Genomic DNA, 16701 nt, shown 5'->3' with positions numbered 1-16701 from the left:
ACGGCAATGGTGACGCGCCTCCACCGAACTCAGAGCACTCCGGAGCCTCTACTTGAACCGGGGCGGTTCATTCGGGACGGCACCACATGCTTTGCTGCAGGCTCGGAACAGCTGGCAGCTGTGCTGATGGAGGAAGCAGCGCGTCGGCGCGAGGACCGGGCGAGAGTGCGGCCGGCAGGCTACGCTGCGTCAGGGGCGCGTACACGCTGAGAGGCTCAGACTCGATCGACGAGGCCGTCGGCAGTGCCCGACGAGTCGAGCCGCGGGTGCATCCAGCCGCCGGCTTCCCTCGGCTGTGTGAGATTTTGTGAGACGTGAGAGGGTCTGGGGCGTGAGTGAGACACCGTCGAACACCCTGCAATACCGCTTTGACGGGCCAGAAGAGGCTCCCGTCCTGATCCTGGGTCCCTCCCTGGGTACCACATGGCACATGTGGGACCGGCAGGTCCCCGAACTGACCAAGCAGTGGCGTGTGTTCCGGTTCGACCTGCCCGGACACGGAGGCGCCCCCGCCCACCCGGGGGGATCGGTCGGCGACCTCACCGCACGGCTGCTCGCCACCCTCGACGGCCTCGGCGTGCAGCGCTTCGGGTACGCGGGCTGCGCGCTCGGCGGCGCGATCGGCCTCGAACTGGCCCTGCGGCGCCCCGAACGCCTCGCCTCCCTCGCCCTGATCGCCGCCTCGCCCCGGTTCGGCACCGCCGACGAGTTCCGCCAGCGCGGGGTGATCGTCCGGACGAACGGGCTCGACCCGATCGCCCGTACCTCGCCCGACCGTTGGTTCACCGGCGGTTTCGCGGCCGCGCAGCCGGCGATCACCGAGTGGGCCGTGCAGATGGTGCGTACCACGGACCCGGGCTGCTACATCGCCGCCTGCGAGGCCCTCGCCTCGTTCGACGTACGGGCCGAACTCGGCAGCGTCGGCGTGCCGACCCTGGTGCTGGTCGGCTCGGACGACCAGGTCACCGGCCCCGCCGAGGCCCGCACACTGGTCGCCGGGGTGCCGGACGCCCGGCTGGCCGTCGTGCCCGGCGCCTCCCATCTCGTGCCGGTGGAGCAGCCCGCCGCCGTCACCGACCTTTTGGTCCGGCACTTCTCCACCGCCTGGCAGCCCGCCTTCGAGTCCGTCACCGGACACATCGCCCTGCCCGCCGTCCAGGTCAGGGCGGGGCAGGTGATCGTGCCGCAGCAGGCCGGGCCCGTCGCGGAGATCGCCGCCGCCGTCCCGCCGCAGGCCCGGGGCGGCGGGCGTGACGCGTACGAAGCGGGGATGAAGGTCCGCCGGGAGGTGCTGGGCGACGCGCACGTCGACCAGGTGCTGGCGCAGGCCGACGACTTCTCGGGCGACTTCCAGGAGTACGTCACCCGCTCCGCCTGGGGCGAGGTCTGGGACCGGCCCGGCCTGGACCGGCGCACCCGCAGCTGCGTCACCCTCACCGCCCTGGTCGCCGGCGGCCACCTGGAGGACCTCGCCGTCCACACCCGGGCGGCCCTGCGCAACGGCCTCACCCCCGCGGAGATCAAGGAGGTCCTGCTCCAGGCGGCCGTCTACTGCGGTGTCCCCGCGGCGAACAGCGCGTTCCGCGTGGCCCAGCAGGTCGTCCGCGAGGAGACCACACCCCAGGAGTGAGCCCCGGGTGCCTCGTGCCGGAGCGGGCCCGCGGGGGCAGGATGGACGTATGAGGCTCACGAAGAAGTCGCACTCCTGCGTCCGCCTGGAGAAGGAGGGCCGCACCCTCGTCGTCGACCCCGGAGGGTTCAGCGAGGAGGACGCCGCGCTCGGCGCGGACGTCATCCTCGTCACCCACGAGCACCCCGACCACTTCGACGAGGGCAGGCTCAGGGCCGCCCTGGAGGCCGACCCGGCCGCCGGGGTCTGGACCCTGAAGTCCGTCGCGGACCAGCTCTCGGCCGCGTTCCCCGGCCGGGTGCACACCGTCGGCCACGGCGACACGTTCACCGCCGCGGGCTTCGAGGTGCAGGTGCACGGTGAACTGCACGCCGTGATCCACCCGGACATCCCGCGGGTCACCAACGTCGGCTACCTCGTCGACGGCGGCGCCCTCTTCCACCCCGGGGACGCCCTCACCGTCCCCGACCACCCGGTCCGGACGCTGATGCTCCCCGTCATGGCCCCCTGGAACAAGATCTCGGAGGTCATCGACTACGTCCGCGAGGTCCGGCCGGAGCGCGCCTACGACATCCACGACGCCCTGCTCACCGACCTGGCCCGGCCGATCTACGACCGCCAGATCGGCGCCCTCGGCGGCGCTCCGCACCTGCGGCTGGCCCCGGGGGCGACGGTCGAGCTGTGAGCCGGACCGTGTCCGACGGCGGTGGTCGGACACTGTCGGAGGTGCCCGGTAGGTTGGGGAACATGCGCATCGCGACCTGGAACGTGAACTCGATCACCGCCCGCCTGCCGAGGCTCCTGGCCTGGCTGGAGAGCAGCGGCACGGACGTGCTGTGCCTCCAGGAGGCCAAGGTCGCCGAGGACCAGTTCCCGGTGGAGCAACTGCGCGAGCTGGGCTACGAGTCGGCGGTGCACGCCACCGGCCGGTGGAACGGTGTGGCGGTGCTCTCCCGCGTAGGCCTCGAGGACGTCGTCAAGGGCCTGCCCGGCGGCCCGGACTACGACGGCTCGTCGGAGCCCCGAGCCGTCCGTGCGACCTGCGGCCCGGTCCGCGTCTGGTCGGTGTACGTGCCCAACGGCCGTGAGGTGGACCACGCGCACTACGCGTACAAGCTCCGGTGGTTCGAGGCGCTGAAGGCCGCCGTGGCCGGTGACGCGGCGGGCAACCGCCCCTTCGCGGTGCTCGGCGACTACAACGTGGCGCCGACCGACGACGACGTGTACGACCGCGCCGCCTTCGAGGGCTCCACCCATGTCACCCCGGCCGAGCGCGCCGCCCTCGCGGCCCTGCGCGAGACCGGCCTGACCGACGTCGTCCCGCGCCCGCTGAAGTACGACCACCCGTTCACGTACTGGGACTACCGCCAGCTCGGCTTCCCCAAGAACCGCGGCATGCGCATCGACCTGGTGTACGGCAACGAGCCGTTCGCCAAGGCCGTTTCCGACGCCTACGTCGACCGCGAGGAGCGCAAGGGCAAGGGCGCCTCGGACCACGCGCCGGTCGTGGTCGACCTGGACGTGTGATCACCGGCCGCCCGACGGCAGTCGCCCGCGCGCCCCGTGGTGCGGACGGCGGTACGAATGTCACCCTGGAGGGATGAACATCCCCTTCCTGGGCCACCGGCGCCAAAACCTCGGGGTCCGCGATCCCGAAGGCCTCGCGGAACTCCTCGCCGAGTGCGAGCTGCTGCGTTCCCAGGTGGCCCGGGCCGGTGTCCGGCTGGACGACTCCCCGGCCTCGTTGGAGGCGCTGGACCAGATGGTCCCGGGAAGCTGGCGGGACGACGAGGACACCCTGACCTGGCTGGGCAACGACGCGGGGCTGTATCTGGGCACGGTCATCGTGCGCACCGTCCCAGGAGCCGTCTGGGAGATCCGGCCCGACGGCCAGCCCGTCGTACGGCTCGCCTCCGGGCGGGAGTTCGACGTCGTGGACTCCGGGCACGCCTGGGCCGCCGGCGGGGTGCCCGAACTGTCCCAGCTGTACGCCGAGGTCGCGGAGGCCTGAGACGCCGGGCGGAGCTCCGGCCCCGACCGGTCCCGCTCCGGCGCCCACCGGGCAGCGGCCGGGCCGAGGACTTCCTCTCCAGGATTCCCGAACACTGGGCGGGGTCCCGCCGGGACGTCCCCACCCCGGCCTCGACTACGATGTTTTCTCCGTCCCGGTGAGGAAGGGGACTCCGCGGTCACAGCGGGGACACCTCGCCGGGAGGGGCCTGCCGCTCCACGTCCGCGGGGCGGCGGTTCACCACGGCCAGTCTCGCCCGGCGGCAGCCGGAGATCACTGCCCGCGTGGCGAAGGCGGCCCGTGCCACGGGTCGTTCGCCGCAGGGCAGAAGGTCAGCTGCGCGCCGGACGGGTCGCGCCCGGTCGTCGCCCGCCTGTGCACGCCCTCCGGGAGGTTCAGGACTTCTGCTTCTTCCGCGAGGCGGGCGCGGGAGCGGGTGCCGGGTCGGGAGAGGATTCGGCGGCGGGGGCCGGCAGCGGGGTCTGCGCGGCGCGGGTCACGTCTCCGACCACCTCGACGACATCGGGACCGTACGCCTGCGAGTTGACGACCTTCAGCAGCAGGACGAAGGAATGGGAACCGTGCTTGCGGGCCAGCCGCTCGTGATGCCGGGCGAGATAGCGGGTGGCGGCCTGGTTGGTGATCGCACGCTGGCCGCAGAACACGAAGACCGGCCGGGCGTCACGCCGTTCACCGGCGGTGAGCCGGGCGAGCAGGACGTACTCCGTGACCCCCGGCTCCATCCGGTAGAGCTCGGTGCCGATCCGGAAGGCGCCCCGGTCCGGGCCCGGTTCGGGATCTATGTTGACGCGTACCCCCGGCAGCATCGCCGTCATGTGGGCCACCATCCGCCGGTTCGACGCGGGGCCCCCCACGCAGAACTCCGTGCGCTCACCGAGACCCTGATGGACCACGTCCTGGGTGACCACCTGGACATGCGCCCCGCAGTCCTTGATCAGCGCCGAGAGCTCCAGCAGCGAGAACACGTCGAAGCGGTGCACGGCAGGTTCCGCCGTGGCCGGATCGCGGTTGACGACGAGGAGCGACTCGGAGTTCTCCGGCAGTCCGAAGAAGGCCTGCTTGCGCCGGAGCTTGCGCTTCCACAGGTAGGTGCGGGCGACCCAGCCCAGCGCGGCGAAGAGGCCGGAGGCGACCACACCCAGAACAATGTTGCGTACGTCGTCACTCATGGGCGCGCATGCTAGCGGGCTCGGGCAAACCGGTGTTCGAGACGTCCGGGGAAAGGGCGTCCGGGGAGGCCACGACGGCACGCCCCACGGCACGCCCCCCGATGTGCCTGACGTGGGCATGGTGATGAATTAGGCTGCGGGAACGGCCCTTCAACGGAGGTGCGGATGCGTCATCGTGTCGGACGGAAGCTGACGGTTCTGGCGGTCACCGCCGTCGTGGTCTCGGCGGGAGCGGCAGCGCCGCCCACGGCCGCCACGCGGGGCGAGCCCGGCCGGACCCCTGCCACGCCACCCGCCAAGACCCCGGTGGCCGTCGGCCACGGCGGAGCGGTCTCCAGCGTCGACGCCGACGCCTCCGCCGCCGGCATCGAGATCTTGAGGAAGGGCGGGAACGCCGTCGACGCGGCCGTCGCCACCGCCGCCGCGCTCGGCGTCACCGAGCCCTACTCGGCCGGTATCGGCGGAGGCGGCTACTTCGTCCACTACGACGCCGGGTCCCGCACCGTGCGGACGATCGACGGACGCGAGACCGCCCCGCTGACCGCCGACTCCGGCCTCTTCCTGGAGAACGGCACCCCCGTCCCCTTCGCCGAAGCCGTCAGCAGCGGCCTCGGCGTCGGCACCCCGGGCACACCGGCCACCTGGCAGCGGGCGCTCGAGAAGTGGGGCAGCACGTCCCTGCGGACGGTCCTGAGGCCCGCCGAGAAGCTCGCCCGCGACGGGTTCACCGTCGACAGCACCTTCCGCGCCCAGACCGCCGCCAACGAGACGCGCTTCCGCCACTTCCCCGCCACCGCCGAGCTGTTCCTGCCCGGCGGCGAACTCCCGGTCGTCGGCACCGCCTTCAAGAACCCCGACCTCGCCCGCACCTACGCGGAGCTGGGCAGGAAGGGCGTCGACGCGCTGTACCGGGGCGGCATCGGCCGGGACATCGTGGACACGGTCAACGAGCCGCCCGTGGATCCGGAATCCGGCTGGAACGCCCGCCCCGGCGACCTCTCGGCCCGGGACCTCGCGGCGTACCGGGCCACGTCCCAGCCGCCCACCAGGACGTCGTACCGCGGCCTGGACGTCTACGCCATGGCGCCCTCCTCCTCCGGCGGCACCACCGTCGGCGAGGCCCTCAACATCCTGGAGTCGACCGACCTCTCCCGCGCCGACGACGCCCGCTACCTGCACCGCCTCATCGAAGCCAGCCGCATCGCGTTCGCCGACCGGGGCCGCTGGGTCGGCGACCCCGCCTTCGAGGACGTACCGACGAGGGAACTGCTCTCCCAGCGGTACGCCGACTCCCGCGCGTGCCTCGTCCAGGACGACGCCGTCCTCACCAGCCCGCTCGCCCCCGGCGACCCGCGCGACCCCGCGCCCTGTGCGACCGGCCACGCCGCGGCCCCGACGACGTACGAGGGTGAGAGCACCACGCACCTCACCACCGCCGACCGCTGGGGCAACGTCGTCTCCTACACGCTCACCATCGAGCAGACCGGCGGCAGCGGCATCACCGTGCCCGGCCGCGGGTTCCTGCTCAACAACGAGCTGACCGACTTCTCCTTCGCCCCGGCGAACCCGGCCGTCCACGACCCGAACCTGCCGGGTCCCGGCAAGCGGCCCCGGTCCTCGATGGCCCCGACGATCGTGCTCGACGGCCACGGCCGGCCGGTCGTGGCGCTCGGCTCGCCCGGCGGTTCGACCATCATCACCACCGTGCTGCAGACCCTCACCGGCTTCCTCGACCGCGGTCTGCCGCTGGTCGACGCGATCGCCGCGCCGCGCGCCAGCCAGCGCAACACGGCCCGCACCGACCTCGAACCCGGCCTGTACGACAGCGCGGTACGGCAGAAGCTGGAGGCCATCGGGCACTCCTTCCAGGCCAACCCGGAGATCGGCGCGACCACCGCCGTGCAGCGGCTGCCGGACGGCCGATGGGTCGCCGCGGCGGAGAAGACCCGCCGGGGAGGCGGCTCGGCGATGGTGGTGCGCCCGGCGCGGTAGGCCGCAGGCCCGGTCGGCGGGAAGGCGAGGGCCCCCGTGCCCCCCGGGGGGAACGGGGGCCCTCGCGCTCACCGTTCGGGCGGTTCCGGCGCTGGGGGCTCCTCACGGCCGGTGCCGGTGCCGGGGCCGGCCGTCGACCCGCCGCCGGCCCCGGCCTCTGCCCCGGTGTCGGCCGTCGATCCGGCCCCGGCTCCTGCCCCGGTGTCGGCCGTCGATCCGCTCCTGGTCCCCGCGTCGGTGCCGGTCCCCGCCTGCGTCCGGAACGTGAGGTTCCCGTCCGCCGTGTCCACCGTCACCCGGTCGCCGCCGCGGACCGTGCCGTCCAGCAGCAGCCGGGAGAGCTGGTTGTCGACCTCCCGCTGGATGGTGCGGCGCAGCGGCCGCGCCCCGTACTCGGGCTGGTGGCCGCGCCGCGCCAGCCAGTCCACGGCCGCCTCGGTGAACTCGACCGCGACACCCTGCCCCCGCAGCCCGCGCCGCGTCGCCTCCAGCAGCAGATCGGTGATCCGCCGCAGCTCCACGGCGGTCAGCTGACGGAACACCACCACCTCGTCGATCCGGTTGAGGAACTCGGGCCGGAAGTGTTCCCGCAGCGGCCGCAGGACCTGCTCCCGCCGCGCCTCCTCGTCCGCGTCCGCGCCGCCCGCCGAGAAGCCCAGCGACCCACCGCGCCGCGTGATGGCCTCGGAACCGAGGTTGCTCGTCATCACGATCACGGTGTTGCTGAAGTCCACCGTCCTGCCCTGGGAGTCGGTCAGGCGGCCGTCGTCGAGGACCTGGAGCAGGACGTTGAAGACGTCCGGATGCGCCTTCTCCACCTCGTCGAGCAGCAGCAGCGAGTACGGATGCCTGCGCACCACCTCGGTCAGCTGCCCCGCCTCCTCGTGGCCGACGTATCCGGGCGGGGCACCCACCAGCCGGCTGACGGTGTGCCGCTCCTGGTACTCGCTCATGTCGAGGCGGACCATGCGGTCCTCGCTGCCGAACAGGGCCTCGGCCAGCGCCCGCGCCAGCTCCGTCTTGCCGACGCCGGTCGGCCCGAGGAACAGGAAACTGCCGATCGGCCGGTCGGGGCTGGCGAGCCCGGCCCGCGAGCGCAGCACCGCGTCCGCGACCACCCGCACCGCCTCGTCCTGGCCGACGACCCGCCGGCGCAGATGCTCCGCGAGACCCAGCAGCCGGTCCTTCTCCTCCTCGGTGAGACGGCTGACCGGAATGCCGGTCTGCCGGGACACCACCTCCGCGATCGCCTCGGCGTCCACCACCAGACTCTGGCCCTCGTCGACCCGGCCCTCGCCACCGACCTCGGTGATCCGTTCCTTCAGCTCGCCGATGCGGTCCCGCAGCCGCGTCGCCTGCTCGTACCGCTCGTCGGCGACCGCCTGGTCCTTGTCGCAGGTCAGCTGCTCCAGTTCCTGCTCCAGAGCGCGTACGTCCATGCCCTTGGTCCGGGACCGCAGCCGCACCCGGGCGCCGGCCTGGTCGATCAGGTCGATCGCCTTGTCCGGCAGGCGGCGGTCGCTGAGATAGCGGTCGGACAGCTCCACGGCCGCCACCAGCGCCTCGTCGGTGTAGCGGACCTGGTGGTGGGCCTCGTACCGGTCCCGCAGACCGCGCAGGATGGCGATCGCGTCGGAGGGCGTGGGCTCCGGCACCATGATCGGCTGGAAGCGGCGGGCCAGCGCCGCGTCCTTCTCGATCCGGCGGTACTCCTCCAGCGTGGTCGCGCCCACGATGTGCAGCTCGCCGCGGGCCAGCGCCGGCTTGAGGATGTTGCCGGCGTCCATCGAACCGCCCTCGCCGCCGCCCCCGGCGCCCACGACGGTGTGCAGCTCGTCGATGAAGACGATCAGCCGGTCCGAGTGGGACCGGATCTCGTCGACGATGCTGGTCATCCGCTCCTCGAAGTCGCCCCGGTAACGGGTCCCGGCGACCACGGCCGTCAGGTCCAGCGCGACCACCCGCCGGGCCGTCAGCACGTCGGGCACGTCCCCGTCGACGATCCGCTGCGCCAGACCCTCCACCACGGCGGTCTTCCCGACGCCCGCGTCACCGATCAGCACCGGGTTGTTCTTGCCGCGCCGGGAGAGCACCTCGATGGTCTGCTCGATCTCCTCCTCCCGCCCGATCACCGGGTCGATGCGGCCCTCACGGGCCAGCTCGGTGAGGTCACGGCCGTACTGGTCCAGCGTCGGCGTGCCCGTGGCGGTGCGGGGCCGCTCGGGGCGGGGCTGCGCCGGGTCCGGGGCGTCGGGCGGCCCTCCGGCGGCGGCGAACCGGGCCGCGTCCAGGATGTGCCCGGCGGCCGAGTCGGGGTTGGCCGCCAGGGCGCTGAGCACATGCTCGGGACCGATGTACCCGGCCCCGGTCGACCGGGCCATCTCGTGCGCGTCCAGCAGGGCCCGCTTGACGGCAGGGGTGAGGGAGAGCGACGTCGGCGGTGGGGTGTCGTCCGGCCCGTGCTGGACGGGCCCGGACCGTTCGTCGATCTCCGACGCCATCGAGTCGGGGTCCGCGCCCGCCCGGCTGAGCAGACCGCGGGTCGGTTCGGTGGCCAGCGCGGCGCGCAGCAGGTGCTGGGTGTCCAGGTCCCGGCTGCCGTGCTCGGCGGCGTACTGCGCGGCACCGCGCACCAGATCCCTGGCCGGCTGGCTCAGCAGCCGGCCGATGTCGACCTGCCGGGGGCGCGGCCCGCCGAAGAAACGTGCGAGAAATTCTCCGAAGGGGTCCGAGCCGTAGCCCTCCGGACCCGTGAACCCGCTGCTCATGGACATCCCGTTCCGCCCGCCCCTGCGGGGTCCCCCAGGGCCGGGCGGAACCGGGAACCTGAAGGAGGCCCGGGGCGCGCTCACTGCTCGACGTACGGTCCGGACGCGGGTGCCCGGCCGTCTCCCGGTCGCACACATGCGTGGCCCCGCGGTGCGGGTGCCGCCTGCGGCGCGCTCGAGAACACCCTCGCACGATCGCTCCGGGGCAGCACCTCGGAACCGCACCACCGCGCGGGGCGCCCTCAGCGGGCGGTGAGGATGCGGGGGCCCGCGTCGGTGACGGCCACGGTGTGTTCGGCGCGGGAGGCTCGGGAGTGGTCGTCGGTGCGCAGGGTCCAGTGGTCGGGGGCGGTGTGGAAGCCGTCCGGGCCGCCGCCCACGAGCACGGGCTCGATCGCGAGGACCATGCCGTGCCGCAGGGGCGTGTCCCGGCCCGGCCGGCCCTCGTTCGGGACCGACGGGTCCTCGTGCACGCGGCGGCCGGTGCGGTTGCCGACCACGGCGGCCCCGATGCCCGATGCCCGACGCCCGATGCCCGACGCCCGACGCCAGGGCCCGCCCGACGCCAGGGCCCGCCCGGCGGTTTCCACGCCGGTCGCGCCACCGGTCGCGGCCTGAGCCGAAGGCCTCGGGCGAGCGCCTGCCGGGCGTCGCCACGCCCGGCAGGCGCACCTTGCCCGCTGTCGAAAACTCCCTGTAGCGCCCCCGTAACACGAGGGGTGTTGCCTACGGGGCGAAGTGCTCCGGTGATGGTGGGAGTTGGCCATGGCAGTGGAGACGCTCCCGGTCCGGATCCGGGAGTTCACGGACTACCTGCACGGGCTGCTGGCCCGGCTGGACCCGTCCGACGGCTGGTGCGCGGTGTTCTGGCACCGGGACCCCGACGGCATGCGGGCCTGTCTCGACGGGCGTGAGGTGCCGCCCTGGGACGTGGTGGAGGCGCTGCTCCAGGACCTGCGTACCGTCCACGGCGCAGGCGCCGCCGAGTCCGAGAAGCCGAAGGCCCGTGGCCTGCACGCCGCCGCCCTCGCCGCGTACGACGCCGGGCCCGGCGCCCGGGAGGCGCTCGGCGACCGGCTCGACGTGATGCTCCGCGAGCAGGAGTACGCGGCGGAGCGGCACGCGCACCTGAGCGGTGCCCTCGCCCGCGCCGCCACCCGGGCGGAGGCCGACACGCTCGGCGTCGACCTCGCCTGGGCCCGCGACGACCACGACCGGGCCACCGCGCGGTGCGCGGAACTCCGGGACCGCGCGGCAGCCCTGGACCGACGGACACGGCAGACGCCCGCCGGGGCGGCGCCCGTACCGGGGCCCGCGCCCGTACCCGGCGCGGGCCCCGAGCGGGAGGGCACCCGTCGCGACGCCCCCGCCGGCCGGCCCGCCCCCGTGCCCAAGCAGCGCAAACGGCGTCGCGGCAGCGCCCGCTTCGCCGGTGTGGCGGACGAGGAGACGGCCCCCGTCGCCGTACCGCCCTCCGTCGCCCCGTCCGAGCCCACGCACACGCCCGCACCCGGGTCCGGGCCCGCCCCCGTCGTCCGTACCGCCCGCACCCCGCGCGGGGCACGCTTCGCCGGGGTCGCCGACGACGCGGGGGAGGAGCGGGCGCGGGCGCGTCCCGGCGCGCGCGACGAGTCGTGGGCGGCCGGGGACCCCGTCGACGCGGCCCAGCGGCAGGAGGCCGACCGGCTCGTCGGCACCCTCGCGCGGCTGCGCCGCGACGGGCGCAGCGGCGAGGCGCACGCCCTGCTCGCCGAGGCCGCGTCGTGGCCCGCCGCCCGCCTCCCACTGCTCGCGGACGGGATGCGGAGCGCGGGGCTGGGCGCCGACTGGACGACGCTGCTGTGGGAGGCCGCCTCCCTGCCCGCCGACCGGCTGGTCGCCGCGGCCGACGCGCTGACCGCGGCGGGGCACGCGGACGACGCCGAGCAGATCCTGCGCCAGGGCGTCGTACGGCCCGCCGAGGAAACCGGTCGGGCGGTCCTCGCCCTGGACGCCGAGGGCCGCCACCGAGAGGTGCGCACGCTCCTCGACGCCTACGTCAGGATGCGCACTCCCGCGGAGGCGGCCCGCAGCGCGGCCCCCGGACCCGAGCGGCTCGTCCCGCTGCTCCTCGGCGCCGCCCGGGGCGTCTCCGAGGAGCGGTACTGGGACCTGCTGCACGCCCTGCGCGTCGCCGGATTCACCGCCTGACCGGGCCCCGCCGGACAGGCCCGGACCGGCCGGCACGGGGACTCACCCACCGGAGTGCGAAACACGATCGACTCCGCGGCTTCACGACGATGGTCTTGGCAAGGCCGTCCGCGAGGCTTACGTTCGTCCCTCTACGACCGCTTCTACGGGCGTAGAGGCGCTGACGTCGCGTCGAAGGAGCAGCTCATGGCCAACGTCGTACGTGCCGCCCTGGTCCAGGCCACCTGGACCGGCGACACCGAGTCCATGCTGGCGAAGCACGAGGAGCACGCCCGCGAGGCGGCCCGGCGGGGCGCGAGGATCATCGGGTTCCAGGAAGTCTTCAACTCCCCCTACTTCTGCCAGGTCCAGGACGCCGAGCACTACCGCTGGGCCGAGCCCGTGCCCGACGGGCCGACCGTCACCCGGATGCGGGAACTGGCCCGCGAGACCGGCATGGTGATCGTCGTGCCGGTGTTCGAGGTCGAGCAGTCGGGGTTCTACTACAACACCGCCGCCGTGATCGACGCCGACGGCACCGTCCTCGGCAAGTACCGCAAGCACCACATCCCGCAGGTCAAGGGGTTCTGGGAGAAGTTCTACTTCAAGCCCGGCAACCTCGGCTGGCCCGTCTTCGACACCGCCGTCGGCAAGGTCGGCGTCTACATCTGCTACGACCGCCACTTTCCGGAGGGCTGGCGTCAACTCGGACTCAACGGAGCTCAGTTGGTCTACAACCCGTCCGCCACGCACCGCGGACTCTCGTCCCACCTGTGGCAGCTGGAACAGCCGGCCGCGGCCGTCGCCAACGAGTACTTCGTCGCCGCGATCAACCGTGTGGGCCAGGAGGAGTACGGGGACAACGACTTCTACGGCACCTCGTACTTCGTCGACCCCCGCGGGCAGTTCGTCGGCGATGTCGCCAGCGACAGCAAGGAGGAACTCGTGGTCCGGGACCTCGACCTCGGCCTCATCGAGGAGGTGCGGCAGCAGTGGGCCTTCTACCGCGACCGCCGCCCCGACGCCTACGAGGGGCTGGTGCGGCCGTGACCGGCGACCTCCTGGGCCGCCACCGCTGCGTGCTCCCCGACTGGCTCGCCCTCTACTACGAGGAGCCGATCGAGATCACCCACGGCGAGGGCCGTCACGTCTGGGACTCCGAGGGCAACCGGTACCTCGACTTCTTCGGCGGCATCCTCACCACCATGACCGCCCACGCCCTGCCCGAGGTGACGAAGGCGGTCGCCGAGCAGGCCGGGCGGATCATCCATTCCTCCACCCTCTACCTCAACCGGCGGATGGTGGAACTCGCTGAACATGTCGCCAAGTTGAGCGGCATCCCGGACGCCCGCGTCTTCTTCACCACCTCCGGCACCGAGGCCAATGACACCGCCCTGCTGCTCGCCACCGCCCACCGGCGCAGCAACACCGTCCTGGCGATGCGCAACAGCTACCACGGCCGCTCCTTCAGCGCCGTCGGCATCACCGGCAACCGCGGATGGTCCCCGACCGGGCTGTCCCCGCTGCAGACCCTGTACGTGCACGGAGGCGTGCGCACCCGCGGCCCGTACGCCCCGCTCGGCGACGACGAGTTCATCGCGGCCTGCGTCGACGATCTCAAGGACCTGCTCGGCCACACGAGGCCGCCCGCGGCCCTGATCGCCGAGCCGATCCAGGGCGTCGGCGGTTTCACCTCACCGCCCGACGGACTGTACGCGGCGTTCCGCGAAGTCCTGCACGCACACGGCGTCCTGTGGATCTCCGACGAGGTGCAGACCGGCTGGGGCCGCACCGGCGACCACTTCTGGGGCTGGCAGGCACACGCCCGAAACGGCCCGCCCGACATAGTGACCTTCGCCAAGGGCATCGGCAACGGCATGTCCGTCGGCGGCGTCGTCGCCCGTGCCGAGATCATGAACTGCCTGGATTCCCAGAGCATTTCGACGTTCGGCGGCACCCAGGTCACCATGGCCGCCGGCCTGGCCAACCTCGCCTACCTCCTCGAACACGACCTCCAGGGCAACGCCCGGCGGGTCGGCGGCCTGCTCATCGAACGCCTGCGGGCCGTCGCCGCCCAGGTGCCCGCCGTGCGGGAGGTCCGCGGTCGCGGGCTGATGATCGGCGTCGAGCTGACCAGACCGGGCACCGACGAGGCAGACCCCCGGGCCGCCTCCGTCGTGCTGGAGGCCGCCCGCCAGGGCGGACTGCTCATCGGCAAGGGCGGCGGCCACAACACCAGCGTCCTGCGCATCGCCCCGCCCCTGTCGCTCACCGTCGCGGAGGCCGAGGAGGGCGCCGCCGTCCTCGAACAGGCCCTGCGGAGCCTCGAGTAGTGGCCCGACGCCCGCCCCCGGTTGCCCGCGTCCCCCGTGCGGGGCGAAGCCCTCAAGGGGTGCGGGGCCGGGATCGATGTGCGGCTGCCGCCGCGCGGGCGCGACCAGCCACCGACGACCCGCACCTTTCGACCACGACCCAGCGGAGCGTGCACGCATGAGCCGTACCGTCATCCGTGGTGGCCTCGTCATCACCGCCTCCGACGAACTCCACGCCGACGTCCTGATCGAGGGCGGCCGCATCGCGGCCCTGGCCGCCTCGGACACCCCGGCCGCCGAGACGTTCACCGCGGACCGGACCATCGACGCCACCGGGAAGTACGTCCTCCCGGGCGGCGTCGACGCCCACACCCACATGGAGCTGCCGTTCGGCGGCACCTTCGCCTCCGACACCTTCGAGACCGGCACCCGGGCCGCCGCCTGGGGCGGTACGACGACCGTCGTCGACTTCGCCGTGCAGAGCGTCGGCCACTCCCTGCGCGAGGGACTGGACACCTGGCACGCCAAGGCCGAGGGAAACTGCGCCGTCGACTACGGCTTCCACATGATCGTCTCCGACGTGAACCCGGACACCCTCAAGGAGATGGACCGGCTGGTCGAGGAGGGCGTCACCTCCTTCAAGCAGTTCATGGCCTACCCCGGCGTCTTCTACAGCGACGACGGACAGATCCTGCGTGCCATGCAGCGCTCCGCCGGGAACGGCGGCCTGATCATGATGCACGCAGAGAACGGCATCGCGATCGACGTCCTCGTCGAGCAGGCCCTGGCCCGCGGCGAGACGGATCCCCGCCACCACGGCGAGGTCCGCAAGGCCCTGCTGGAGGCCGAGGCCACCCACCGCGCCATCCGCCTCGCCCAGGTCGCCGGTGCCCCGCTGTACGTCGTCCACGTCTCCGCGACGGAGGCGGTCGCCGAACTGGCGCGCGCCCGCGACGAGGGCCTGAACGTCTTCGGCGAGACCTGCCCGCAGTACCTGTTCCTGTCCACCGACAACCTCGCCGAGCCTGACTTCGAGGGTGCCAAGTACGTGTGCAGCACGCCCCTGAGGCCGAAGGAGCACCAGGCCGCGCTGTGGCGGGGCCTGCGCACCAACGACCTCCAGGTGGTCTCCACCGACCACTGCCCGTTCTGCTTCACCGGCCAGAAGGACCTCGGCCGCGGCGACTTCTCCAGGATTCCCAACGGTCTGCCGGGCGTCGAGAACCGAATGGACCTGCTCCACCAGGCAGTTGTCGACGGGCACCTCACCCGCCGCCGCTGGATCGAGATCGCCTGCGCCACCCCGGCCCGCATGTTCGGCCTGTACCCGAAGAAGGGCACCCTCGCGCCCGGAGCCGACGCCGACGTCGTGATCTACGACCCGCACGCCGAGCAGGTCATCTCCGCCGCGACCCACCACATGAACGTCGACTACTCGGCCTACGAGGGCAAGCGCGTCACCGGCCGCGTCGAGACCGTCCTCTCGCGCGGTGAACCCGTCATCACCGAACGGGAGTACACCGGCCGCGCGGGTCACGGCGTCTACACCCCGCGGTCCACCTGCCAGTACCTCACCTAGGAGCAGCACGGATGGACTTCGGACTCGTTCTGCAGACCGACCCGCCGGCCTCGCGGGTCGTCGACCTGATGAAGCGCGCCGAACAGGCCGGCTTCACCCACGGCTGGACCTTCGACTCCGCCGTGCTCTGGCAGGAACCCTTCGTCATCCACAGCCAGATCCTCGCCCGCACGACGACGCTCACCGTCGGCCCGATGGTCACCAACCCGGGCACCCGCGCCTGGGAGGTCACCGCCTCCACCTTCGCCACCCTCAACGACATGTTCGGCAACCGCACCGTCTGCGGCATCGGCCGGGGCGACTCCGCGATGCGGGTCGCCGGCCGCGCCCCCAACACCCTGGCCCGCATGAGCGAGGCCATGAAGGTCATCCGCACCCTCGCCGAGGGCGGGGAGGCAGACCTCGGCGGCGGCACCGTCGTCCGCTTCCCCTGGATCGGGGAGGGCTCCCGCCTCCCCGTGTGGATGGCCGCGTACGGGCCGAAGGCGCTGAAGATGGCCGGGGAGGAGGCCGACGGGTTCATCCTCCAGCTCGCCGACCCCTATCTCACCGAGACCATGGTCAAGGCCGTCAAGGACGCCGCCGTCGCCGCCGGTCGCGACCCCGCCGAGGTGACCGTCTGCGTCGCCGCCCCGGCCTACGTCACCGAGGACGACTCCCCGGAGGCCCTCGCCCACGCGCGCGAGCAGTGCCGCTGGTTCGGCGGGATGGTCGGCAACCACGTCGCCGACCTGGTCGCCCGGTACGGTACCGACAGCGGCGTCGTCCCGCACGAACTGACCGACTACATCGCCTCCCGCCAGGAGTACGACTACGCCCACCACGGCCGCAGCGGCAACCCCGACACCGCGTTCGTGCCCGACCGGATCGTCGACCGGTTCTGCCTGATCGGCACGGTGGAGCAGCACGTCGGGAAGCTGAAGGCGCTCCGCGCCCTGGGCGTCGACCAGTTCGCCGTCTACGACATGCACGACGCCCCGGAAAAAGTGATCGACGTGTACGGGACCCACGTGATCCCGGCGGTCAACGGCTGATCCGGCCCGTGCGGCC

The 16701-nt window shown here is 73.0% G+C and carries 12 protein-coding genes and 1 pseudogene; 10 read left to right on the top strand and 3 right to left on the bottom strand.

Going from position 1 to position 16701, the window contains the following annotated elements; genetic code table 11:
• Positions 1-331: 331 nt before the first annotated feature.
• From pcaC to ACFWVE_RS19470, 4 genes are all read left to right on the top strand, one after another.
• Positions 332-1630, top strand: coding sequence for a 4-carboxymuconolactone decarboxylase (pcaC, locus tag ACFWVE_RS19485; RefSeq protein WP_384015524.1), 1299 nt, complete (start codon positions 332-334; stop codon positions 1628-1630).
• Positions 1631-1679: 49 nt separating this feature from the next.
• On the top strand, positions 1680-2315 hold the full coding sequence (locus ACFWVE_RS19480; RefSeq protein ID WP_384015522.1) for an MBL fold metallo-hydrolase: 636 nt from the start codon (positions 1680-1682) through the stop codon (positions 2313-2315).
• 62 nt (positions 2316-2377) lie between these two features.
• Positions 2378-3157, top strand: coding sequence for an exodeoxyribonuclease III (locus ACFWVE_RS19475; protein ID WP_384015520.1), 780 nt, complete (start codon positions 2378-2380; stop codon positions 3155-3157).
• Positions 3158-3230: 73 nt separating this feature from the next.
• On the top strand, positions 3231-3641 hold the full coding sequence (locus ACFWVE_RS19470) for a DUF6278 family protein (RefSeq protein ID WP_384015519.1): 411 nt from the start codon (positions 3231-3233) through the stop codon (positions 3639-3641).
• A 395-nt stretch (positions 3642-4036) separates the two neighbouring features.
• On the opposite strand, the gene ACFWVE_RS19465 is transcribed toward ACFWVE_RS19470, so the two are convergent.
• Positions 4037-4831, bottom strand: coding sequence for a hypothetical protein (locus ACFWVE_RS19465; RefSeq protein WP_384015517.1), 795 nt, complete (start codon positions 4829-4831; stop codon positions 4037-4039).
• A 165-nt stretch (positions 4832-4996) separates the two neighbouring features.
• On the opposite strand from ACFWVE_RS19465, the gene ggt reads away from it, so the two are divergent.
• Entirely contained in the window at positions 4997-6823 is a 1827-nt protein-coding gene (gene ggt, locus ACFWVE_RS19460) for a gamma-glutamyltransferase (protein WP_384015515.1), read from the top strand.
• A gap of 68 nt (positions 6824-6891) precedes the next feature.
• Here the strand turns inward: ggt and ACFWVE_RS19455 are convergent, their stop codons facing one another.
• Both ACFWVE_RS19455 and ACFWVE_RS19450 read right to left on the bottom strand, forming a co-directional pair.
• Positions 6892-9591 carry an ATP-dependent Clp protease ATP-binding subunit gene (locus ACFWVE_RS19455; protein ID WP_384015513.1) on the bottom strand — a complete coding sequence of 900 codons (2700 nt, stop codon included), beginning with the start codon at positions 9589-9591 and terminating at the stop codon, positions 6892-6894.
• Positions 9592-9833: 242 nt separating this feature from the next.
• Positions 9834-10181: pseudogene (locus ACFWVE_RS19450) on the bottom strand (M24 family metallopeptidase); the annotation flags it as partial.
• A gap of 175 nt (positions 10182-10356) precedes the next feature.
• On the opposite strand from ACFWVE_RS19450, the gene ACFWVE_RS19445 reads away from it, so the two are divergent.
• From ACFWVE_RS19445 to ACFWVE_RS19425, 5 genes are all read left to right on the top strand, one after another.
• Positions 10357-11781: a hypothetical protein gene (locus ACFWVE_RS19445; protein ID WP_384015511.1), complete on the top strand. Its 1425-nt coding sequence runs from the start codon at positions 10357-10359 to the stop codon at positions 11779-11781.
• Positions 11782-11967: 186 nt separating this feature from the next.
• The gene (locus ACFWVE_RS19440) at positions 11968-12810 is read left to right on the top strand and encodes a nitrilase-related carbon-nitrogen hydrolase (RefSeq protein ID WP_384015509.1); all 843 of its coding nucleotides are present in this window, start codon (positions 11968-11970) and stop codon (positions 12808-12810) included.
• Positions 12807-14093, top strand: coding sequence for an aspartate aminotransferase family protein (locus tag ACFWVE_RS19435; protein WP_384015507.1), 1287 nt, complete (start codon positions 12807-12809; stop codon positions 14091-14093). Before ACFWVE_RS19440 ends, ACFWVE_RS19435 begins: the two co-directional genes overlap by 4 nt.
• 157 nt (positions 14094-14250) lie before the next feature.
• Complete coding sequence (gene hydA, locus ACFWVE_RS19430) at positions 14251-15651, top strand: dihydropyrimidinase (RefSeq protein WP_384015505.1); 1401 nt, start codon at positions 14251-14253, stop codon at positions 15649-15651.
• A gap of 11 nt (positions 15652-15662) precedes the next feature.
• Complete coding sequence (locus ACFWVE_RS19425; RefSeq protein ID WP_384015503.1) at positions 15663-16685, top strand: TIGR03842 family LLM class F420-dependent oxidoreductase; 1023 nt, start codon at positions 15663-15665, stop codon at positions 16683-16685.
• Positions 16686-16701 lie beyond the last annotated feature (16 nt).

This window comes from Streptomyces sp. NPDC058632, assembly GCF_042717095.1.
In the GTDB taxonomy this organism is placed as follows: Bacteria; Actinomycetota; Actinomycetes; order Streptomycetales; family Streptomycetaceae; genus Streptomyces.
The sequence above is the reverse complement of the archived record's forward strand: the minus strand, read 5'-3'. Positions and strand labels throughout refer to the sequence as shown.